The sequence below is a fragment of the Tenacibaculum sp. nBUS_03 genome, assembly GCF_051201695.1.
GTDB lineage: Bacteria > Bacteroidota > Bacteroidia > Flavobacteriales > Flavobacteriaceae > Polaribacter.
The window spans coordinates 1,835,316-1,857,074 of the sequence record NZ_CP179214.1 but is presented as its reverse complement, the minus strand read 5'-3'; the positions used below and the strand labels follow the sequence as shown (position 1 = coordinate 1,857,074).

Below are 21,759 nucleotides of genomic sequence, written 5' to 3'. Positions count from 1 at the left end.
AAGCAAAAATAACATTTCTTTTTTTAAAAAGAAATATTACAAGTTAAAATATTTGTATATATTTGCCTTGTAAGTAACTACACAATTATTGTTATATACTTCATATAACTAACAATCAAGATTATAAAACAAACAATAAATTTTAAATTCTTTAACTGATATATAGTGAGAGAATTTTAACCAAATATTTTAACGAATGTTCGAGATTTCGGAATTAAAAGCTAAGAAACTTACTGATTTACAAGAAGTGGCCAAAAAAATTGGGTTGACTAAAACTAGTCAGTTAAAAAAGTTAGATTTAGTTTACAAAATTTTGGATGCTCAGGCTGAAGCTACTAGTAAAGAAGAAAAGCCGGCAAAAAAGGAAGCACCAAAAGAAAAGCCTAAAAGAAAAAGGATAACTAAAAACACAACAGTTTCTAAAGAGAAAAAAGAGGAAGTTGTTGTGAATAAGCAAGAAGAACAAGTTGCTCCTAAAAAAGTTGATAAGGCTCCTAAGGCGGAAAGTGCTCCTGTAAAAGAAGTTGCAGTTGAGAAGAAAGAAGTAACTGTTGACAAAACAGTGAATAAGGAAGCTGCAAAACCAAAAGCTACTGCTAATAGAGGTAAAGAAGCTTCAAAACCAAGGGAGAGAACCAAAAACGAAGAGGTTAAACGAACTGATGATAGGAAACCACAGCACCCTCAAAGTAATAGGCCTCAACGAAATCCTCAGAATAAAAACAATAATAATAAGCATCACCAGAACAAAAATAATAACAACAAAAATCATCATAAGAGCGGTAATAAATACCGTGACCCTGATTTTGAGTTTGATGGAATTATTGAAAGTGAAGGTGTATTAGAAATGATGCCAGACGGATACGGTTTTTTACGTTCGTCTGATTATAATTATTTATCATCACCTGATGATATTTACGTGTCTCAGTCACAAATAAAATTATTTGGATTAAAAACAGGAGATACTGTTTTAGGGAATGTTCGCCCTCCAAAAGAAGGAGAGAAATATTTTCCTTTAATTAGAGTTTCAAAAATAAATGGGTTAAGTCCAAATATTGTTCGTGATAGAGTTTCATTTGAGCATTTAACACCCCTTTTTGCAAATGAAAAATTTAATTTAGCAGAAAGAGGAAGTTCACTTTCAACAAGAATTATTGATTTGTTTTCACCAATAGGTAAAGGACAGCGTGGTATGATCGTTGCGCAACCCAAAACAGGTAAAACAATGTTGTTAAAAGATGTTGCGAATGCTATTGCTGCCAATCATCCAGAGGTTTATCAAATAGTTTTGTTAATTGATGAGCGTCCTGAGGAGGTTACTGATATGAAACGTAATGTGCGTGGAGAAGTTGTAGCTTCTACTTTTGATGAGCCAGCTGATAAGCATGTACGAGTTGCTAATATAGTTTTAGAAAAGGCAAAACGTTTAGTTGAGTGTGGGCATGATGTAGTAATTTTATTAGATTCTATTACGCGTTTAGCAAGAGCTTATAATACGGTAGCACCAGCTTCAGGTAAAATATTATCAGGAGGTATTGATGCTAATGCATTACATAAGCCAAAACGTTTCTTTGGAGCGGCACGTAACATAGAAAATGGTGGTTCTTTAACTATTATTGCTACTGCACTTACTGAAACTGGATCTAAAATGGACGAAGTTATCTTTGAAGAGTTTAAAGGTACTGGTAATATGGAACTTCAGTTAGATCGTAATATTTCTAACCGTAGAATTTATCCTGCAATTGATTTAATAAAGTCAAGTACACGTAGAGATGATTTATTGTTAGATGAAAAAACAGTAAAGCGTATGTGGGTGTTACGTAAATATTTAGCTGATATGAATCCTATTGAAGCAATGGAGTTTATTCAGCAACGTATTAAAACATCACTAAATAATGATGAGTTTTTAATTTCTATGAATGGGTAATTTATAGAAATAAACTATACTATATTTAAAAATCCTGCTGTATGCAGGATTTTTTTATTGAGGATATATAACTTTATCTAGAGGGATATCATATTTATTTAGATCGTCAATGCTATCAATTGGTTTAAAAAAATTGATACCTATTGTTTTTACTTCTTTTTTACAGGTTGCTAAAAAGCGGTCATAAAATCCTTTACCGTAGCCAACTCTGTATTTTTTCATGTCAGAAATTAATAGAGGAACAAATACTAAGTCAATTTCTTTTACATTAATTTCTTTAGCATTAACAGGTTCAGGAACTCCAAACTTATTAAGTTCGAGTATCGTGTTTTTATCTAATAAATAATGAGTTAAAGAATCGTCATGAAAATTACATTTACTCACAATTATTTTTTTATCAAGACCTTTAAAAAATTTTATGATTGGTGTGGTGTCAATTTCATTAAACTTTTTCATTGATAAAAATAAATGAATATTCTTAATGTTTTTTACCTCTAAATTAAAAACTTGTTGGTAAATGTTTAGCTCTAATTCTTTTTTTTGAGAATTAGTTAAATCTTTTCTTTTTTGTTTGTATTGAACCCTTAGTTCGTTTTTCTTCATAGTACTATAAGGTATCTAATTCAGTTTTTAATTTTTTTGTAAGTCCTTTAACTACTAAGTTATATGAATGGTCAATCAATTCAAAGGCAAAATTATCAGACACATCATTGTTTAAAATAACAGTGTTCCAATGTTTTTTATTCATATGGAACCCTGGGTTTATACTATCATATTCAGCACGTAATTCTTCACTCCATTCAGGATTACATTTTAAGTTTATTTTAGGGTCTCCATTTTCCCACTTATCTAAACCAATTAAGGCAAACATTTTACCCATAACTTTAAACACTAAAGTAACTTGATCAAAAGGAAAGTGTTCCGTTACTCCTTTTTTTGAATTACAGTAATTATGCAGTTGTTCTATGTTCATATTTGTTTTTTAAAATAGTAACAATTAAAAAGATTGTAGATATTATTCCAAAAATAAGTAAAAAGTATTTGATTAAGTTGATAGTCATAAACAAAGCAAAACCGTCAGAAATATCTGAATTGTCAATTTTTATCTGCCAATTTACTAGTTGTTTTGAAGTTTCAATCAAGTAATAAGCAGTAAAAGCTAAAATTGTTACTATTATTAAAAATATTTTTTTATTTGGATTTGAAATATTGTTAATCAATTAATGTAATTTTTTCGTTAGGAAGTTCCAATGAAGAGTAGTCTAATTTCCAGCCAATGGTTTCTACCAAGCTATTCATTAGCATAATGGCTTCTAAGGCTTCTCTATTAGCAGTTTGCATTAGGTTGCTTTCTGGTACTTTTTGAGAAATATGATCTTTAGCTTCAGCATTAACCTTGGTTAAATCATCAGAACTAAATTTGTTTAATAAGCCATTTTGAATGTCATAAAAACGAATAGAAGGTTCTATTGAAAAAATTTCAGGCAAGGGGAATTCTGATAAAAGTATTGTTTTGTTTTTAGTGTCAGCGTTCATTTTAATTTTTCTAAAATCGAAACCTATAAGCACTTTGGCATTAATTAAAATAATTGCTTTCTTTTTACTAGTAAAAAGACCTAGAAATTTTTCTTGGGAGTTTTCATGATGATAAATTTCTGCGAATTCTCCTTCTACGGTAATTAACTTGGAAACTTTTTTAATTTTATCTAGTAATACAACTGATTGCTTTTGTGTTAAGTTTTTTTTGCTACTTAATGCAAATTTTTGAAAAATAAAATAAGAAGCGATGGCTCCTCCAGCTAAACCTAAAAAAAGTAATTCCATAAATACGAAGTTACAAAAAAAGAGGAGATGTTTGTGGTTATGTTATTAGTTAAAAAAGAATCAAGGTTAGCTTTTTTACAAACTAACTTTGATTAAAATTGATTGAAAAGTAGTTTAAGGAGCTATTTTTTTAACTACAGAAATAATCTTCTTTATTGTTATTCATTCAAACCAATACTAGATTAGGGAATTTTATGCCAAATACTATAGTAGTAGTTTTAAAACCATCAGTCCCTTTGTTAACGATAAAGTAAACATATTTATTGATTTTTATAATAAGTTTAAAAAAGACCCTTTTATATTAAATTTAAACAAATACAAGTGTTAAAGTTTAATTTTTGTTGTTTTAAAAATAGGTCATGTAATATATTTGCATATTATTTTTATTTAATCTAAATAAATGAGTAAGGTAGCTTTTTTCGCACTAGTTTTTTTAGTAGTTAATATTAGTGCACAAAGTTTAATAAAAGGTAAAGTAATTGACTCTTATACAAAAGAGCCACTTTTGGGGGTAACTATAATTAATAACGATAAAAAAACGGGTGTTACTACTGATTTTAATGGAGGTTTTTATATAAGAGCAAAAGTTGGAACAGAATTGGTTTTTAGTTATTTGGGGTATGAAACTAGAACTTTAAATGTTTTAGAAGAGGATAAACTAATACTAGTAACATTGAAACCTCAGTCAGAGTTGTTAAAAGAGGTGGAAGTTATTGCAAAAAAAAATATTAATGATATAGACTTACGAAAAGCAACTGGGGCTATAACTTCAATTAAGTCAAAGAAAATTATTAATAGACCTACATTAAATGCTCTGCAACCTTTGCAAGGACAGGTAGCTGGTTTAACAATTAAAGGGAGTGGAGAAGTAGGAAGGCCTTTAAAAATTAGAATTAGAGGAACTTCTACATTACCAATAAAGACAGCCGTAAATAACAAGTTAACGAATGAAGAGCGTGAGTTTTTAGATAATAAGGCAAATCAACCATTATTTGTTTTAGACGGTCAAATAATTTCAGCCGAAGCTTTTGCAACTTTAAATGTAAATGATATTGAAGAGATTAAAGTTTTAAAAGATGCGACAGCTAATGCTTTATATGGGGTTAAGGCTTCAAATGGTATTATTGAAATAACAAGTAAAAGAGGTGTAAATGGAGAAACACAGTATGCCTTTTCGTTACAGCAAGGAGTTACTTTTAAAGGAAAACCTAGTAAAATTATGATGGGTACAGAAGAGAAGTTAGCTTTTGAGCGTTTATCAAAAAATAGGACAACTCCCGGTTATTATTTGTCTGAAGAGTATATAAGGAAAACATTTAATGGAGCTTCTAATATTGAACAATTGGTGCTAGATGGAAAACGAAAACTAGATTCTATTAAAAAGATTAACACAAATTGGTTTGATGAATTAACTAGAATAAGTACATATCAATCTTATAATTTAAGTACAAGAGGAGGGAATGATTCCAGCAAGTTTTATGTTTCAGGGAATTTTTCAAAACACGGAGGGAAGTTTGATGGTAATACAATGAATCGGTTTACAGGAAGGTTAAACTACGAATATAATGTGTCAAAAAATATATACTCAATGTTTAACGCAGGTTTTGGAATGTCTGAAAGTAGCACTCCACATGGATCTAGTTACTCACCAGCCAATTTAATATACGAGCTTAACCCTTATGAACAAAAAAAATCAGGAAAGTTAATTTCATATCGTGGGTATACTTTTAAAGAGTTAGTTAACCAGTATAGTAAAAGTTCAACAGATAAACGCTTTAATTTTTCGGCGAATATAACTGCTAAATTGACTAAAGGATTAAATTTAGCGACTATTGTGGGGGTAGATTATGTGGTGTCAGAGGCATTATCTATAGTTCCGCCTACAGCATTCTCTGAAATAAATAGTGGAATAGCAATTGAAGAAAGAGGAAGTGCTACAAAAATAAAAAGAATTAATACGAATATAAACACCAATACACGTTTAAATTATAGTATTGGTTTTCAAAAACATTTAATTTCTTTAAGTGCTAACATTGATTATTATAAAAATTTAAATGATTTTATAGGAATTAATGGCTATGGTTTACCAAGTAAGTTACTTTCAGGAGCAGGAATCAATAATGATTTAACTGGGAGTAAAAGTTCAAAAACATCGTCATCTAAAACGCAAGAAGCAACGTTAGGTTTGGGTTTCTCGGCTTTGTATGAGTGGAATAATAAAGTTGATATTTACGCGAGTTATAAAAGAGATGGTTCGTCATTATTACCAAGTGATAAACGGTGGAACACTTTTTGGGCAACTGGTATTGGTTACACATTAAGTAATGAAAGTTTTTTAAAAGACAGTGCTTGGTTAAATAAATTAAAATTTAGAGCTAGTTATGGTGTTACAGCCAGTTTATCAGGTATTACTCCATCTCAAGCTGTTCCTACTTTTAGTTATTTTTCAAATAGTTATTTGGGTATTCGTGAATTCTCATTATTAAGTTTATTCAATAAAAATTTACGTCCAGAAGAAAATACTTCAATAAATATTGGAATGGATTTGCGGTTGTTTAATGCATTTAATTTGACAACAGAAGTGTATCATAGAAGAACAAAAGATATGCTACTTACAGTTTCTATACCGCCTACCAATGGTTTTACTCAACAATTAAAAAATGTTGGTGTTATGGATAATCAAGGAGTAGAATTAACTTTAAATACTACACCGATACGTAATGAAGATTTTTATTGGAATACTTCACTAACCTTTTCATATAATAGAAATAGGGTGGTAGATTTATATGAAGGAACAACATTAAATGTAACTCCAAAAGAATTTTATTCATATCCTGATTATCAAGAAGGAAAGCCCTCAGATATAATTTATGGTTTAGTGTATTTAGGTGTAAATCCAGCAGATGGGCATCCTTTATTTCAGCGTGCAAATGGTAGTAGTTTTGATGGCGTAAAAGAAAAACCCAATAAAGAAGATTTTATAGTATTAGGAAAATCAACACCTCCTTATACTGGAGGTTGGTTTCATAATTTGAAATATAAAAATTGGCAATTGAGTGTTGATTTGTATTACAGTTTTGGTGGAAAATCGGTACATACAAATAGAACAAGAGTGTATGATGTTGAAGATGCAAATAAAAATTTAATTGCTGGTCAGCTAAATCAAACTTGGTTTGAAGTAGGAGACGTTGATAAAATATACCCAACATTATATTCAAGTACCAATAATTTTTCAGCAACAAATAGTATTGCAAACACAAAAAATATTAGTAGTACAGATTTTGTTAGGGTTAATAATTTAATGCTACGATATAATTTTAGCAGTCAAATGTTACAGAAAATGAGTAATGGACTTATTAAAAATTGGGGTATGTATGCCCAGCTTAGTAATGTGTATACATGGACAAATTTTGGAGGAGGAGATCCTGAATCTGCTAATTTACAAGGGTCTGCGCAACCTATTTTAACAGTGGGAACAAATATTACTTTTTAAGGTATAATAAAATTAATAATGAAAAGAATAATTTATTTTGTGCTATTAGTAATAGTATGTATTGGGTGTAGTTTAGATTTACCTGTAGAAGATCAAATTACGGGGTTAGATGCCATTGATAATGTAGCAACTGCTAATGAAAGTTTGTCGGGTATTTATAATGAATTCCCAGTTGATAGGATAACTTTTTCTAAGTTAGGAGATGATTTGTATCCTAATCATACTATAGATGATAACTTATCTGATTACAATTTATATAAATGGAGTCCTAAAGAATTAGTGTTTTTGTCTAATGGACTATGGAGTGAGTATTATAGTTTAAATACAAAATCAAACGTTTTATTAAGGGTATTGCCTTCTATTATTTCAAATACAGAAAATGAAACTAGAGAACTTCGTTATATTAAAGCACAAACACTTTGTTTAAAAGCATATGCTTATTTTGAGTTAGCACAATTGTATTGTAAAAATTATTCTCAAACTACAAAGAATGATTTTGGTATCGTATTAAAAGATAAAATAGCTTCAGATGAATTACCACGAAGCACATTGGAAGAAAGTTTTAAAGCCATTGAAAAACTATTGCTAGAAGCTATTAGTTTATTTCCTGATGAGAATACCACTAATGTACGTTTTTCAAAAAATAGTGCGAAAGCTTTATTAGCGAAATTATATTTTAATTGGCAGAAGTATCAGGAAGCTATTGATTTATGTACTGAGTTAATTAATAAATACCCTTTACAAAAAGAGGAGTTAAATACAGTTTGGTTGTCGCCTTTTAATAATAATGAAGCTTTATTAGCATTTGAAAGAAAGAGTTTTTATTACAGTTCAATTTATGATGATACTGAGAATAATGATGAATATTATGTGAATTTTAATATAACATATAGTACAAACGATACTCGTTTATCAAATAGTTTTATTCCTAAAGATTTTAGATTGCTTAATAATACTATTATCAAAGTTAATTTCTTGAATAAGTATAGAAATAATTTGATAGAAAAGAATATAACTCCAGTTGTAATGATACGAACAGCTGAGTTTTATTTTATAAAGGCTCAAAGTTTAGTTGCACTAAAAAATGAACAAAAAGCAAAAGAGGTTATAAATAAACTTTTAACAATAAGAGAAACTACTTTGATAACTAGTTCAGGTGAAAGTTTTTTTAGTGACCTTTTAAAGGAAAAACAAAAAGAATTCTTAGGAGAAGGCAACCGGTATTTTGATTTAAAACAAAATCAATTAAGCTTATCTAGGGTAAATGATACTGATAATAGCCATTTATTTACTATAACACCCGATGATTATAGATGGTTGTTACCTATTCCTCAAATAGAATTATCTGATAATAAAGCGATTAAAGATCAACAAAATCCCAATTGGAATTAAATAGAAGCAATATTAAATAAATAATCATGAGAATTTTAAAATCACTATTATTTGTACTTATAGCAAGTACATTATTAACATCTTGTAATGAAGATGATGCCATACCTGTTTTTACAGGTGATGTAAGTGTAACACTAATAAATAAAGGGTCAACTGAAGTAGTAGAAGGAGATGCAGCGACTTTTACTTATGATGTAGTACTAAATAAAACATTTAATCAAGATATTATCATAAATTTTGATTTAGATAAATTAATAGCGTATCCTTCACTATTAAGTATAAATTCTGTAACTATTCCTAAAAATACAGCGAAAGGAATTTTAACAGTTAACGCTACTAAAAAAACAGATGCTGAGAATGTGCTGAAAGATAATTTAAATTTGACTTTTATGATTAAGGATTATGAAGGAATAACTAATAAATTATACTTGGCTGACGATTATGTTGTAACAGTTAAAGCAGAAGAAGGGATAACTCCTTTAACACCAGAACAACAAAAACTAATTAAGCATTATCAATCGCAAGGAATAGATATTTCTATGTGGATTGGTAAAATTCCAGTAAAAGTAGAAGTAGTAACAGCTCCTAATGGAGGGTTTGCTCCTTTTGAGACATCTCAAACCTTAACTTACTCAGGAGTTACTTACATTACATTAAGTGAACATGCTACAAAAGATAAACCTTTATTGGTTATGTCTCAAAATGCTTTTGGATTATCGGAATATTTACAATATGTATTTAGAAATGAAACCATTTTAAATACTACTGATTGGTACGGACAGACTGATCCTAATTTTCCACCAGCTGTTAAAGAAGTTTTAAAGGCTTTAGGTGATCAGCGTGTTGAAAAATGGAAAAATAAGGAATATACATTTAATGTGAAAGTAGATAACTTAGAATTCAAAGCAGGAGGAGTTGTTAAGTTTGTAGATGAGAATAATACGTATGAAATTGGTTCAGATTTTTTAGACCCTGATTTAACTAAAACTTTGGCGGCTGTAGATTTCCAGTATGAATTTCCACTTTGGGATGAGCTAGCTGAATTGTCAAAAGGAAATGCACCTTTAAAAGAGCATATAATAACAGGAGGATCTGTTCATCCAAATTTTTACATTGGTTATAGTACTATTATAGCTGATGATTGGTATGAAGGTGACTGGGTGGCACCTACAAGTTCTTATAATGAAACAGAAATGAACTTTAAGTTCAATACAGATCACGAAAACTCAGGCTCATACGATATTGTAACTGTTAATTTTACTCTACCAAAGTAAAAGGGTTAAAATAAAAGGTATTACTAATTTTATATTTTTACAATGAGCACTTCTATTCAATTAATTAAGCAATTCTTTTTTATAGGAGTGCTCATCTTTTTATTTGTTAATAGTCTTAAAACTTATGCTTTTCAACAAAAAGACACAACGTTAGTTGTGCGTGGTAAATTAAAAAATGGAATAGAGTTTAGCATTCAGGAAAATCCAGAAGCTAATGAAACACTTTTTTATTTTTTAGTTAAAACGGGTTCAATAAATGAAACTGATTATCAATTAGGGTATGCTCATTTTCTAGAGCACATGGCTTTTAATGGTGGTAAGCGTTTTAAAAATGATTCTTTTATTGAGTTTTTAAAATCTCAAGGCTTGCAAATAGGGGTAAATTTTAATGCAACTACAAATTATAATTATACCTTATATGAGATTAATTTTCCGAAAACAATTTCGGAGGAAACTCAAGAAAAAATACTCCGCTTTTTTGCTGACATCTTAAATGATTTATCTTTAAAAGAGAAAGTAATTAAAATACAGAAAAAAATTGTTTTGGCTGAAAAAGAAGCTGCGCCAAAAATTGATTCTTTATTTTTATTTAAATTAGGAGAATCAAAGTACTTACATAGGTTGGCTATTGGTACTAAAAAAAGTATATTAGAAATTACCCCTTTAAAATTAAAGGCTTTCTATAAAAAATGGTACCAACCTCATGCTGCTAGTTTGTTTGTAATAGGTAATTTATCTGCAAGAAAAACTGAAAACCTAGTTAAAAAAACATTCTCAAAAATAAAAAACACGAATAAAGAGCTTTTGTCAAAAGACTTTTTTGGGGTATTGAAGGATACAGTGGTATTTCGTTCAATAAAAGAAAATAAGAAACCAAAACTTATTATTAATCTTGCAGAAAAACACTGGGCAAAAACAATAAAAGAAGCAAAAGCGAAACGTATAATAACTAATGTTCTCTCAAAAAGGCTAGATAGTATTTTTACTCCAAAAACTTCTGTAAGAGTTCGTGGTAGTCATTTTTTAGCTGATGTTTATTATACGTCTATAGAATGTAATTTAACGGCTAATCCTCTTGAAATACTGAATAAAGTAATTATTGAGCTTAAGAGATTGGCAATTTACGGAATATCTAAAGAGGAACTAAGAAAATATTTAACTAAAAAAAATACTTTAAATACATCTACAACTAAAAGTAATAATTATTATGCAACTAACTGGATGGACAGTCAATTGTCTATTAAGGAAGAGGGGGAAATTGATAAAGAAAGGATAACAAATAAATTAATAAAGAGATGTGCTACACAGCTTTGGAAGTTATCTAGAAAAAGAATTTATTTAGAAAAAAATCTAGAAACAAAAAATAATATAACAATAAGAGCGGTAGAAAATATTTTAAAAAGCATAGAAAAGAAATCATTAAAAGATTACAAATACAAAGAGCTTCAAAAAAATATAAAGAAGGAGAAAAATAAATATACGTTAAACACTGGTATTTTAGGGCCTAAGAAACCGGTTATAAAAAATAAATATGATAAGTTGGGGGTTTCAGAATTGGTGTATAAAAATGGTATTAAAGTATATGTTAAACCAATAAGCACATCTACTGACGATATTCGTATACTAGGATATGCCAATGGAGGAATTTCAAGTGTTCCAGACAGTCTTTATTATCGATTAGAATCAGCAATTTCGTATATGGATTTAGGGGGTGTAGGTGAATTAGACGATAAAGAATTGGAAAGTTTTTTAGAAGATAAAAATATGGGTGTTTCTCAAATTATAACTGAAGATAGTAGGGTTATTTATGGTTTCTCAGCAAAAAAGGAAATTCATCATTTTTTTAAATATTTATACTTAAAAATGACAGCTGCTCGTGCTAATAAAAAAGAGTTTGAAGCAATTATTGCCGATGAAATTAAAAGTTTATCAACTAAATTTGATAACCCTTTTACTTTAGAATCTGATTTTAAAGTAGCAGAATTATCTGGTGTGTATTATCCTAATAGGAAAGGAGCTAGTATTTTATCAGAATTTAAAAAGTTAAATATTTATGAAATGAAAGCTTGGTATGACAACTGTTTTTCTTATGCAAATGATTGGAACTTTGTTATAACTGGAAATTTTGATTCTCAAGAAATAATTACTTTACTCGATACGTATTTTGGAAATTTAAAAAGAAAACCTAAGCCTATTTTAAACAAGCAATTGTTTAAAATAAAAAATACAGATAGTACTTATATTTATTCCAAACAACACTCAAAAATTGCTAATATTACCCAAGTATACTATTTACCTTACATGCCAAGCTTAAAAAATAATTTACTACTCTCTTTAAGTGAACGTATGCTACGTGATAAAGTAACTCATTTATTAAGAGAAAGTTTAGGGTTTGTGTATACTCCGAGGGTAAGTATTGAAAAAAATATTTTAAACAATAAAGCCGTTTTAAAAATAAGTTGGAAATGTAGCTCGAAGGTTCTTGAAGTTTCAAAAAATAAATTAAAAGAAGTATTAATATCCATAACAAAAAAGCCATTGAATGCTACTAAATTGGAAGGTTATAAACAGCAATTAAGATTACAATACAATACTATTGTGAATAGTAAAAGTACCTATACTTGGGGTTTTAGCTTGCATAAAAGTATATCAGAACACATAACAGTTAAAGAGTTAAGTTTTTATGAAGAAATATTAAATAGTATAACTCCTGAAGAGATTCAAGATTTTTTAAAGAAAACTTTTGAGGAAAGTAGAAAAAACACAGTAATAGATTAAAAAGTGTTGTGTTTTTTAAAAGAGTTACCTGATGTGATATTATGAAGTTTTCATAATAGTTTTAGCTTTGTGTAAGATTAGGATCAAGTTTTACACAAAAGTTATAAGTGTATTTTATAAAAAAAACCTTGTAAAGTTTACAAGGTTTTTAATTTGATATAGTCGGGGTGGCAGGATTCGAACCTGCGACCTCCTCGTCCCAAACGAGGCGCGATGACCGGGCTACGCTACACCCCGAATAATTTCGGACTGCAAATGTATAAAAAAAAAGTAAACAACAAATAAAAAATAGGTAAAAATGTAATATTTTTATTCTTTATCGACTTATAATCAAAATATATAATCCTAAGAGGATAAAAAACAAAAAACTACTACATTTGTAGTTACTAAATAATACATAGATATGGCAGAAAAAATAAAATGTTTAATCATTGGTTCTGGACCAGCAGGATACACAGCCGCAATTTATGCTGCTAGAGCAGACATGAAACCAGTAATGTATACAGGTATGCAAATGGGAGGGCAATTAACCACGACTACTGAAGTTGATAATTTTCCTGGATATCCTAATGGTACTGACGGAACTGCAATGATGGAAGATTTAAAAAGTCAAGCTGAAAGATTCGGAACTGAAGTTCGTTTTGGTATGGCAACAAGCGTAGAGTTTTCTGATAAAGAAGGAGGGCTTCATAAAGTTGTTGTAGATGAAACTACCAATATTGAAGCTGAAACTGTAATTATTTCTACTGGAGCTACCGCTAAATATTTAGGTTTAGAGAGTGAACAACGTTTAATTGGAGGTGGAGTTTCTGCCTGTGCAACTTGTGATGGATTCTTTTATAAAGGACAGGATGTTGTAGTTGTAGGTGCTGGAGATACTGCAGCAGAAGAAGCAACATATTTAGCTAATATTTGTAATAAGGTTACTGTTTTAGTTCGTAAAGATTATATGAGAGCCTCTAAAGCAATGCAGCACCGTGTAAATAAAACAGAAAATATAACTGTTTTATACAATACAGAAATTGATGAGGTTTTAGGTGATAATGTTGTTGAAGGTGTAAGAGCTGTAAATAATCAAACTGGGGATAAAACTGATATTTCTGTTACAGGAGTGTTTATAGCAATAGGTCACAAGCCTAATACAGGTATTTTTAAAGGTGTGTTAGACATGGATGATACTGGATATTTAATTACAGAAGGAAAATCAACAAAAACTAACATGCCAGGAGTATTTGCTGCTGGAGATGTTCAAGATAAAGAATACAGACAAGCGGTAACTGCTGCAGGTACTGGTTGTATGGCTGCTTTAGATGCTGAGCGTTATTTAGGTGCTTTAGAATAGTCTTTTTACATAATATATTAAAAGAGATTGCTGTAAAGCAATCTCTTTTTTTTGTGATATTTTCAAATTAGAAAGATTTTATAGCTTTAAAAATAGATTAATACGTAGAAAAAATAATTAATTTGTAACGTTTTAAAAATAATAGAGTTTATCAGTTTGAAAAATCAACTAATACAATTAAAACTTGGAAACATTATCAGATAATTCATTGATGATTAGGGTGAAAAATGGTGAAAACCATAAGCTCGGATTGTTATATGAGAGGTATAAAAGACGATTATTTGGCTTTTTTTATCAAATGAACAAAGACGCCAGTTTAAGTGAAGATTTAGTGCAAAATGTATTCATTAGAGTGTTAAAATATAAGCATACATATACAGAGGAAAGTATGTTCATCACCTGGATATTTCAAATAGCAAGAAATGTAAATTATGATAATTTTAAAAAAATCAAAAAACACCAACATAAAAATATAGAAGAAGTTGATTATACATTAAACGGTTATGATGACATTCAGAAAGATATTGAAACGTCAGAAAATACAACTATACTAAAAAAGGCAATGCAATTATTATCTGATGAAAAAAGAGAGTTTTTAACATTAAGTAAGTTTAAAGAATTAAAATATAAAGAGGTAGGACAAATAATGGGATGTACTGAAGGAGCAGCTAGAACAAAAGTTCATAGAGCTTTACAAGAATTAAGAGAAGTTTATTTAACCTTAGAAAAAAGATAAGATGATGGATTATAAAGAATATAAAAATACGATTATAGATTATTTGTCAGAAAACCTATCTGAAGTTAAAAAGCATGAATTTGAGAGCTTTCTTAAAATGAATCCTCAATATAGTGAAGAATTTGATCAGATGAAGTCATTTTGGAGTATAGAAGAATCTACTCCAGAGCCCAGTACAGCAATGGATGTGAAATTCTATACTATGTTAAATTCTCAAGAAAACTCAAAACAAAATATGTCATTTTTGAAAAGACTAGAAGCTTTTTTATTCGGTAGTTTAATAAAACAACTAGCATATACATTGGTAATTTTAGTTTCAGGTTTTTTTATAGGGAAACAAATGACTGATACTTCAGGAATTTCAGAAGAAACGATAAAATATGCACAAAAAGAAACAGAAAATGTTCGCTCGCAACTAGTATTAGCACTGTTAGAGCAATCATCAGCAAATAAAAGGTTACAAGCTGTAAATGAGGTTAATAAAATGGGCTCGGTAACAGGAACTATAATAAAAGCATTGTTCTCTACACTAAATAATGACACAAATGTAAATGTAAGACTTTCTGCTGTTGAAGCATTAGGTAATTATACTGAAATACCAATAGTAAGAGAAGGATTAATAGCTTCAATTTCACTTCAAAAAGCACCTTTAGTACAAATAGCTTTGGCTGATTTAATGGTGGTTTTACAAGAGAAGAAAGCCGTAAAGTCATTTAAAAAATTGATAGAAAAAGAAGGTGTCAACGAAAGTGCAAAAGAAAAAATGAAAGAAAGTATCCAACAAATTATTTAGTACAAAATATTTATAAGATTGATGTAGATGGCATATCCTAGGCAAGCTTTTTACAGAAATACCCAAAGTCATTCATCAAAAAACGAATAAATATGAAATTTTTAAAATTAATTACAATAGCTGTCACTTTATGTTTTACATCCGCAATGTTAGGACAAAAACAAAGAAGTAATAAAAAGTTTAAAAGTACGCAGACTTTAAAAAAAGAATTACAATTTACAACCGCTTCGATAGAAAATATATTGGTTGTAGATAATGTATACGGATCTATCGATGTAGAAGGGCATAATGGGTCTACTGTTCTGATTGAAGCTACTAGAACAGTGTATGCTGATAATGAAGAAGATTTAAAAAAAGGGGAAACTGAAATAGGGATTAAATCGTCTAAAAGAGGAAATGCAATTTATGTGCATTTAGATTCTCCTTATTCTCACTTTGATATTGAAATTGGTAATTTTGAGTATAGAGAATTTAATTTTAATAATAGACGAAGCTATAAGCATAGAACTAAGAGGATGTATAAGTACGTACTAAATTTTAAAATAAAAATACCTAAAAAGACAAGTGTAGATTTAAAAGCAATTAATAAAGGTGATATAACTGTAGAAAATGTACATGGAAAATTATTGATTGCACATAATATTAATGGAGCAATTAGTTTGAAGAATGTATCAGGGAAAACCGATGTAAATGCATTGAATAAAAATATAGACATAACGTATGCAAATAATCCTAAAGAAGAGAGTTGGTATCGTTCTTTAAATGGAGATATTACAATAAAATTTAAGAATAATCTAAATGCAACTATTAGTTATAAAACTCTTAATGGAAAATTCTTTACCAATTTTGATGTTGAAAAAACACTTACTAAAATTAATAAAATAAAAAATAGTAAAAGAAAAAAAGTAAAATATAAAATAGATTCAAATTCGCATTTTAAAATAGGAAAAGGGAATGTGCATTTACATTTTAATCAATTAAACGGAGACGCAATCGTAAAAAAATAAAAGATGAATACAAAAAAAATAAGATTAACCCTTGTGAGTACGTTTTTTTTAATAGCTGTTAATGTGTTAGCTCAAGAAACGGTCAGGGTACCATTAACAAACCCTAGTAAACCAGGAACTTTAAAAATGGGTATTATTAATGGGGCAATTACCGTAAAAGGAACGTCTGGTGAAGAGGTTATAATAAAAGGGATTAAAAGGGAAGATATTATAGGCGATGGATATAGAAATACTGGAAAAAAATCTAAAAAGGGGTTAAAAAGAATATCTAATACTTCTTTAGAGTTTAGTGCAGAAGAATTTGATAATGTAGTACGAATACATAGTGTACCAACAGGAACGACCGATTTTGAAATTCAAGTACCTAAGAATTTTTCATTAAAAATATCAACCATAAATAGGGGGGAGATTTTAGTAGAAAATGTAAATGGAACTATGGATATTAGTAATGTGAACGGAAAAATTACATTAAAAGACATTAGTGGTTCTGTAAGTGCAGATGCTTTAAACAAAGATATCGTAGTTAATTTTTTGAAAGTTACGCCCACTGCAGTAATGGCATTTAGTAGTTTAAATGGAGATATAGATGTTACCTTTCCTAAAACTATTAAAGCAGATATAAAAGTAAAATCAGATAGAGGTGAAATTTATACCGATTTTGATTTAAAACCGAAATCATCTAAAGCAAAAGTTACTAAAGGAAACTCTAAGCGAGGAAATGCGTACCGTGTAAAAGTTGAAAAGTGGATTAAAGGATCTATTAATGGAGGACGACCTGAGTTTTTGTTTAAAAACTTTAATGGAGATGTTATTATTAGGTCTAACTAGCTTACTATTAAAGTTGTATACAGAAAAAGAGATTGCTACACAGCAATCTCTTTTTTTGTTCTGTAAAAATTAAGCGGTAACTGAAGCTTTCATAGATTTTCTATACAAAAAAGAATTAAAAATATTTCTTCTTCCAAAGTTGTTTATAGATCTGGCATTTATAAATTTACCAAAAAGCACACGGTTAACACCAAAATATTCATAGGTGTTTCCGTCGGTAAAAGTAACTTCTAAGCGCATGCTTTTGTGTTGGTAATCGGCTACTTGATATTCTGTAATGGTGGTGTTATAAGCTTCTAAGTTAGCTTCTTTGGTTTCAGGAGCAATACTTACTAAAAAATGATAAGCATCAATTATTTTAGTACTCATTTCACCTGCTTCCTCCTTTTTATCTTCATCTTGAAATTTATCAGGGTGCCATTCTTTAACTAGCCCTCTATAGGTAGTTTTTAATTCTTTCAAGTTAATAGCTCCTTCTACTTTAAATAACTTCTTATATTCTTTAATTCGCTTCATGATTGTTCTGTTTTCAGAATTGCGTGCAAAAATACTGGTATTAAATAAATTATGATGCGTTTTTTTATTGTTTGTGCAAAATAAGTTTAGTTATTAAAAATAAGCAAGCTCTTCTTCTTCTTCTTTTTCATTTAATGAAGAGGCTACATCTTCTATAAAATGATCTATTTGATCTTTAGTAACATTGGGCATACAAATTATATGTGTAATATCATCTTCTGTAGCGAGTTGCCATTTTTCTTTAATTATAGTAGGCATTTTAGGAAGAACAACGGTTATAGCTCCAGGGTTTCTCCATGCATTAATACCAATTTTAAGTAATTCTTGATTACAGTATTTAGCAACTTCTAAGCTGTGTTGATATCTAGCTCTTAAACCTTTTACTCCAAGTTTATTTATTGCATACCATAGAAATAAAGGACTGTGTCCGTTTCTTGAACCCGTAATAGTTGTATCTAAAGATCCAATGTAAGAGATACCTTTAGAAACACGATCACGTAAAGAGCGTCTGGTAACAATAACGCCTGCAGGAATTGGTGAGCCTATAAATTTATGACCACTAATTGAAATGCTATCAGCACCGTCCATAAAATCAAAAGGGATTTTTGGTTCAACAAAAGCCCCAAACGAACCAGCTAATGCCCCATCACAATGGATATAATGATCCTGAATGGCTAGCTTTTTTAAGATACCTTTTACTTTAGAAACATCATCTTTTGCTTCTTTCATTGTAGTACCATAGGTGGTTAAAACAATTGCAGGTTTATGTCTATTAAATTTTAATGTTTCTTCTAAATCATTGTAATCTATTTCACCATTTTCTTGTGAGCGAATTACAATACTTGGAATATTTAATAAATGAATATTTTTTTTAACACTGTAATGTGTTGATTCAGAATAGTATACCATCGCTTTTGGGTACATTTCTCTTGCTATGTACAAACCATATAAGTTACTTTCTGATCCTCCGTTTGTAACATACCCCCAATAATCTTTTGGATTAGCTCTAAATAGTTTCGCGAAAAAATTAACAACTTCTCGCTCGATTTCATGAGTTTGTACTTTGTAAGTACTATTTTCAAATGGATCGCCAAGATTATTAATAGGATATTTTAAAAACTCATAAAGTTCTGAATAATCAAAATCTTTAGACACTGGATAGCCTAAAAAAGTATCTCTAGCTTTAGTAATTTTCTCTAAAAGCTGGTTAAGACGTTCTTGTTGTGGGGCAGTAGCTTTCATGATTATTAATTTTATTTATATGCAAATCTATTATTTATTAGAACTTTAATCTAGTTAAAAGGTTAATTAAGAAAATAAATCTTTTTTAACTGTTTTTAAAGATTATTGTTACTTTTGAAGAGGTTTGGAATTATTAGATTTAGAAAAGAGTTCTTTTATGGATAAAATAGACAAAGAAATACTAATGCATTTACAAGAAAATGCGAAACAAAATACAAAAGAGATAGCAACAAAAATTGGTTTAACAGTAACACCAACTTATGAAAGAATAAAAAAGCTAGAGCAAAACGGTTATGTAAAAAAATACGTAGCTTTATTAGATAGAAACTTGATAGGTAAACAAATAATTGCGTATTGTCAAATAACATTATTTAAGCATCAAAAAGAATTGATAGATTCTTTTAAGGAAAATATTCTGCGTCTTCCGGAAGTAATGGAATGCCACCATGTGTCTGGTAATTTTGATTTCTTATTAAAAATAGCGGTAAATGATATGAATCACTTTCAAGGGTTAATTAATGACAGGCTTTCTGTATTTGAAGGTATTTCAACGATTCAGAGCTCATTTGTGATGAATTCTTTTAAAAATACTACAGTATTTGATTTATAAAGTTATTCTTTGCTGTTTATTTTAGAATATTCATCTAATTTTTTTCTCTCTTTAGCGGTTAGTTTGTCAATTCCTTTTTTATGGATTTTTTCAAGTAAAAGATTAAATTCTTTTTTATTTAGGGCTCTTTCTTCGTTGTATTGATCATCTTTAGTTTGTTGTTTTTTTTGAGTTTTAAAAGGATTATCAACGAATAATAAATGTGGTTTAGTTAGCACAAAAAAGATAAAAATTAAAGTAGGTACAAGAGAAAGTAAAATAGGAATGTAGTTTTGAATTAGTGAACTAGGTTTAATAATAATTGCAGTAAGCATTCCTATTACTGCTCCACCTAGATGAGCTTCATGTCCTATATTGTCATTATTAGCTTTAATTCCATAAATTGTATAGCTAATGTATAAAAGGCCAAATAACCAACCAGGGATTGATAATGGTAAAAACAAAATACCCATTCCTATATTGGGAAATAAAGCTATTGAGGCAAAAATAATACCGCAAACAGCTCCAGAAGCTCCTACAGCACTATATTTATTATGGTTTTTATGAATTAATAAAGCAAATAGGTTTCCTGAAAGTAAACTGATAAAATATACCAAGGCAAAATAAAAAGAACCTAATTGATGCTCCAAATTTGCTCCAAAAGAATAGAAACTGAACATATTGAATAAAAGATGCGTCCAATCTACATGCAAGAAGCCAGAGGTTATTAGTCGTTTATAATCTTTTTTGATCAAGATATCTCCAATTTGGAACTTGAATTGATTAAAAAACTGCCAATCATTAAAACCTTTATAAGAAGAAATGAAATTTATAATAATTATGAGTACTCCAATAGGTCCTATTTCAGCCATAACTTAAAAATGTATGATTTTGGTAATGCAATAGTAAAGAAAAAGATCGTTAGTATATCTAACGATCTTTTAAAATATGTGTACTAATAATGAATTTTTTAATTAAAAAATTTCACCATAAATTGTGTATTTAGCTTTTTTACATCCATTTGGACGCAAAGTTGCTTGTAAGTCACTAATATGTGTTTTAACTGAGGTGATTTTTACTTTAACTCCCATAGGAAATGTTATTTCTGCTTCGCCTTGATAACCTTCTCCAACTATTTCCATAAAATCAAAACCATGATGATTCTCACCTATTTTTAATATCCATATAATGGCAGCATTAACGGCATATTGGTTTTTACCAGCTTCGTCCCCTTGATTGGTTGAAGCTACTCCAAGAAATTTTGTAGTCCAATTAACAGGGGTTGTTGTTCCATCATTTAATTTATTTAAGTCTTCTTGTAAGCCCATTGCTTTAACAACGCCTTCTGAATCTCCCCGATTAACGGTTGATCCTACTAACTTTTTGTTACCAAGACCTAAAACTTGAAATCCTTTAATAATTGGTAATGCTTGGTCAAAATAATTGTCCCAAGTGTTTTCTAATTCATCAGTTAACAATGTTTTTTTTGTTATTGCGTCATAAGTGATTTTAAAATCGGAAAGAATTTCTTTATGATTAGGTAAACTGTAAATATTCCAACTATTAGCCGTACATTTTTCTATTAAATCGTATTTTGTAAGTGTTGTAATAACAGAATTTCGAGCTTTGTAATTTCCAACAGTGTGAAGTGATGCTGCTCTTGCAGCTTCTTTTTGTTCCATTTCTTTTGTATTTATTTATATTTATTGATTTTTAATTTCTTTGCGCTCCATTTCTTTTATATTTATTGACTTTTAATTTTTTTGCTCTCAAAATTATAAGTAATAAAATAGGTTTATTTGATTCAAATCACAATTTGCTATGAATCACAGTTTAACTCAAATCACATTTTGTGTTTTATAAAAGAATATGGTTTATTGTAAAGTTATTTTAACAGTAGTGTTTTGGCTTTGATACTAAGGTTAAAAAGATAATTATCATTAACTAAAATATTTCATTATGTCATCTTTATATACCCCAAGAACTATTTCTTGGGGTGAAAAAATTCAACTATTTTT

General features: G+C 29.2%; 19 protein-coding genes and 1 tRNA gene. 11 read left to right on the top strand and 9 right to left on the bottom strand.

From position 1 onward, the window contains the following. Positions 1-196: 196 nt before the first annotated feature. Positions 197-1,927, top strand: coding sequence for a transcription termination factor Rho (rho, locus tag ACMFBB_RS08720; RefSeq protein WP_435264020.1), 1,731 nt, complete (start codon positions 197-199; stop codon positions 1,925-1,927). Positions 1,928-1,981: 54 nt separating this feature from the next. Here rho and ACMFBB_RS08715 read toward each other — a convergent pair whose 3' ends face one another. From ACMFBB_RS08715 to ACMFBB_RS08700, 4 genes are read right to left on the bottom strand one after another with little or no spacing between them, the layout of a single operon-like run. After that, positions 1,982-2,530 carry a 5-formyltetrahydrofolate cyclo-ligase gene (locus ACMFBB_RS08715; protein WP_435264019.1) on the bottom strand — a complete coding sequence of 183 codons (549 nt, stop codon included), beginning with the start codon at positions 2,528-2,530 and terminating at the stop codon, positions 1,982-1,984. A 4-nt stretch (positions 2,531-2,534) separates the two neighbouring features. Continuing rightward, positions 2,535-2,900: an MmcQ/YjbR family DNA-binding protein gene (locus ACMFBB_RS08710; protein WP_435264018.1), complete on the bottom strand. Its 366-nt coding sequence runs from the start codon at positions 2,898-2,900 to the stop codon at positions 2,535-2,537. Then, the gene (locus ACMFBB_RS08705) at positions 2,878-3,147 is read right to left on the bottom strand and encodes a hypothetical protein (RefSeq protein ID WP_435264017.1); all 270 of its coding nucleotides are present in this window, start codon (positions 3,145-3,147) and stop codon (positions 2,878-2,880) included. Before ACMFBB_RS08705 ends, ACMFBB_RS08710 begins: the two co-directional genes overlap by 23 nt. Further along, positions 3,140-3,751 (bottom strand): DUF4230 domain-containing protein, encoded by a 612-nt coding sequence (locus tag ACMFBB_RS08700; protein WP_435264016.1) that lies wholly within the window; start codon positions 3,749-3,751, stop codon positions 3,140-3,142. Before ACMFBB_RS08700 ends, ACMFBB_RS08705 begins: the two co-directional genes overlap by 8 nt. A 400-nt stretch (positions 3,752-4,151) precedes the next feature. Here ACMFBB_RS08700 and ACMFBB_RS08695 point away from each other — a divergent pair, with 400 nt between their 5' ends. From ACMFBB_RS08695 to ACMFBB_RS08680, 4 genes are read left to right on the top strand one after another with little or no spacing between them, the layout of a single operon-like run. After that, complete coding sequence (locus ACMFBB_RS08695) at positions 4,152-7,244, top strand: SusC/RagA family TonB-linked outer membrane protein (RefSeq protein ID WP_435264015.1); 3,093 nt, start codon at positions 4,152-4,154, stop codon at positions 7,242-7,244. Positions 7,245-7,262: 18 nt separating this feature from the next. Next, complete coding sequence (locus ACMFBB_RS08690) at positions 7,263-8,636, top strand: RagB/SusD family nutrient uptake outer membrane protein (protein ID WP_435264014.1); 1,374 nt, start codon at positions 7,263-7,265, stop codon at positions 8,634-8,636. A 26-nt stretch (positions 8,637-8,662) separates the two neighbouring features. Continuing rightward, complete coding sequence (locus ACMFBB_RS08685) at positions 8,663-9,910, top strand: DUF4929 family protein (RefSeq protein WP_435264013.1); 1,248 nt, start codon at positions 8,663-8,665, stop codon at positions 9,908-9,910. Positions 9,911-9,952: 42 nt separating this feature from the next. Then, positions 9,953-12,688 (top strand): insulinase family protein, encoded by a 2,736-nt coding sequence (locus ACMFBB_RS08680; RefSeq protein ID WP_435264012.1) that lies wholly within the window; start codon positions 9,953-9,955, stop codon positions 12,686-12,688. Between the two features lie 162 nt (positions 12,689-12,850). On the opposite strand, the gene ACMFBB_RS08675 is transcribed toward ACMFBB_RS08680, so the two are convergent. Continuing rightward, positions 12,851-12,925: transfer RNA gene (locus ACMFBB_RS08675), tRNA-Pro, on the bottom strand. A gap of 166 nt (positions 12,926-13,091) precedes the next feature. Between ACMFBB_RS08675 and trxB the strand changes: the two genes are divergently transcribed. The 5 genes from trxB to ACMFBB_RS08650 all read left to right on the top strand — a co-directional run bounded on the left by trxB (position 13,092) and on the right by ACMFBB_RS08650 (position 17,394). Next, entirely contained in the window at positions 13,092-14,030 is a 939-nt protein-coding gene (trxB, locus tag ACMFBB_RS08670) for a thioredoxin-disulfide reductase (protein WP_435264011.1), read from the top strand. A gap of 184 nt (positions 14,031-14,214) precedes the next feature. Further along, on the top strand, positions 14,215-14,766 hold the full coding sequence (locus ACMFBB_RS08665; RefSeq protein WP_435264010.1) for an RNA polymerase sigma factor: 552 nt from the start codon (positions 14,215-14,217) through the stop codon (positions 14,764-14,766). 1 nt (position 14,767) lies between these two features. After that, positions 14,768-15,559, top strand: coding sequence for a hypothetical protein (locus ACMFBB_RS08660; RefSeq protein ID WP_435264009.1), 792 nt, complete (start codon positions 14,768-14,770; stop codon positions 15,557-15,559). Between the two features lie 92 nt (positions 15,560-15,651). Then, on the top strand, positions 15,652-16,566 hold the full coding sequence (locus tag ACMFBB_RS08655) for a DUF4097 family beta strand repeat-containing protein (protein WP_435264008.1): 915 nt from the start codon (positions 15,652-15,654) through the stop codon (positions 16,564-16,566). A 3-nt stretch (positions 16,567-16,569) separates the two neighbouring features. Next, positions 16,570-17,394, top strand: a complete 825-nt coding sequence (locus tag ACMFBB_RS08650; RefSeq protein WP_435264007.1) for a DUF4097 family beta strand repeat-containing protein — start codon at positions 16,570-16,572, stop codon at positions 17,392-17,394. Positions 17,395-17,463: 69 nt separating this feature from the next. Here the strand turns inward: ACMFBB_RS08650 and ACMFBB_RS08645 are convergent, their stop codons facing one another. Both ACMFBB_RS08645 and ACMFBB_RS08640 read right to left on the bottom strand, forming a co-directional pair. Next, positions 17,464-17,910, bottom strand: a complete 447-nt coding sequence (locus tag ACMFBB_RS08645) for a KTSC domain-containing protein (RefSeq protein ID WP_435264006.1) — start codon at positions 17,908-17,910, stop codon at positions 17,464-17,466. Positions 17,911-18,003: 93 nt separating this feature from the next. Then, positions 18,004-19,152: a histidine decarboxylase gene (locus ACMFBB_RS08640; protein ID WP_435264005.1), complete on the bottom strand. Its 1,149-nt coding sequence runs from the start codon at positions 19,150-19,152 to the stop codon at positions 18,004-18,006. 157 nt (positions 19,153-19,309) lie between these two features. Here ACMFBB_RS08640 and ACMFBB_RS08635 point away from each other — a divergent pair, with 157 nt between their 5' ends. Then, entirely contained in the window at positions 19,310-19,762 is a 453-nt protein-coding gene (locus ACMFBB_RS08635) for an Lrp/AsnC family transcriptional regulator (protein WP_435264004.1), read from the top strand. 2 nt (positions 19,763-19,764) lie between these two features. On the opposite strand, the gene ACMFBB_RS08630 is transcribed toward ACMFBB_RS08635, so the two are convergent. Both ACMFBB_RS08630 and ACMFBB_RS08625 read right to left on the bottom strand, forming a co-directional pair. Further along, complete coding sequence (locus ACMFBB_RS08630; RefSeq protein WP_435264003.1) at positions 19,765-20,613, bottom strand: rhomboid family intramembrane serine protease; 849 nt, start codon at positions 20,611-20,613, stop codon at positions 19,765-19,767. Positions 20,614-20,715: 102 nt separating this feature from the next. Further along, positions 20,716-21,423 (bottom strand): hypothetical protein, encoded by a 708-nt coding sequence (locus ACMFBB_RS08625; RefSeq protein WP_435264002.1) that lies wholly within the window; start codon positions 21,421-21,423, stop codon positions 20,716-20,718. Positions 21,424-21,759 lie beyond the last annotated feature (336 nt).

What these genes read in the sequence shown, in the direction of transcription:
- rho (WP_435264020.1), top strand. Translation starts at nt 197, where the DNA reads ATGTTCGAGATTTCGGAATTAAAAGCTAAGAAACTTACTGATTTACAA.
- ACMFBB_RS08715 (WP_435264019.1), bottom strand. Translation starts at nt 2,530, where the DNA reads ATGAAGAAAAACGAACTAAGGGTTCAATACAAACAAAAAAGAAAAGAT.
- ACMFBB_RS08710 (WP_435264018.1), bottom strand. Translation starts at nt 2,900, where the DNA reads ATGAACATAGAACAACTGCATAATTACTGTAATTCAAAAAAAGGAGTA.
- ACMFBB_RS08700 (WP_435264016.1), bottom strand. Translation starts at nt 3,751, where the DNA reads ATGGAATTACTTTTTTTAGGTTTAGCTGGAGGAGCCATCGCTTCTTAT.
- ACMFBB_RS08695 (WP_435264015.1), top strand. Translation starts at nt 4,152, where the DNA reads ATGAGTAAGGTAGCTTTTTTCGCACTAGTTTTTTTAGTAGTTAATATT.
- ACMFBB_RS08690 (WP_435264014.1), top strand. Translation starts at nt 7,263, where the DNA reads ATGAAAAGAATAATTTATTTTGTGCTATTAGTAATAGTATGTATTGGG.
- ACMFBB_RS08685 (WP_435264013.1), top strand. Translation starts at nt 8,663, where the DNA reads ATGAGAATTTTAAAATCACTATTATTTGTACTTATAGCAAGTACATTA.
- ACMFBB_RS08680 (WP_435264012.1), top strand. Translation starts at nt 9,953, where the DNA reads ATGAGCACTTCTATTCAATTAATTAAGCAATTCTTTTTTATAGGAGTG.
- trxB (WP_435264011.1), top strand. Translation starts at nt 13,092, where the DNA reads ATGGCAGAAAAAATAAAATGTTTAATCATTGGTTCTGGACCAGCAGGA.
- ACMFBB_RS08660 (WP_435264009.1), top strand. Translation starts at nt 14,768, where the DNA reads ATGATGGATTATAAAGAATATAAAAATACGATTATAGATTATTTGTCA.
- ACMFBB_RS08655 (WP_435264008.1), top strand. Translation starts at nt 15,652, where the DNA reads ATGAAATTTTTAAAATTAATTACAATAGCTGTCACTTTATGTTTTACA.
- ACMFBB_RS08650 (WP_435264007.1), top strand. Translation starts at nt 16,570, where the DNA reads ATGAATACAAAAAAAATAAGATTAACCCTTGTGAGTACGTTTTTTTTA.
- ACMFBB_RS08645 (WP_435264006.1), bottom strand. Translation starts at nt 17,910, where the DNA reads ATGAAGCGAATTAAAGAATATAAGAAGTTATTTAAAGTAGAAGGAGCT.
- ACMFBB_RS08640 (WP_435264005.1), bottom strand. Translation starts at nt 19,152, where the DNA reads ATGAAAGCTACTGCCCCACAACAAGAACGTCTTAACCAGCTTTTAGAG.
- ACMFBB_RS08635 (WP_435264004.1), top strand. Translation starts at nt 19,310, where the DNA reads ATGGATAAAATAGACAAAGAAATACTAATGCATTTACAAGAAAATGCG.
- ACMFBB_RS08630 (WP_435264003.1), bottom strand. Translation starts at nt 20,613, where the DNA reads ATGGCTGAAATAGGACCTATTGGAGTACTCATAATTATTATAAATTTC.
- ACMFBB_RS08625 (WP_435264002.1), bottom strand. Translation starts at nt 21,423, where the DNA reads ATGGAACAAAAAGAAGCTGCAAGAGCAGCATCACTTCACACTGTTGGA.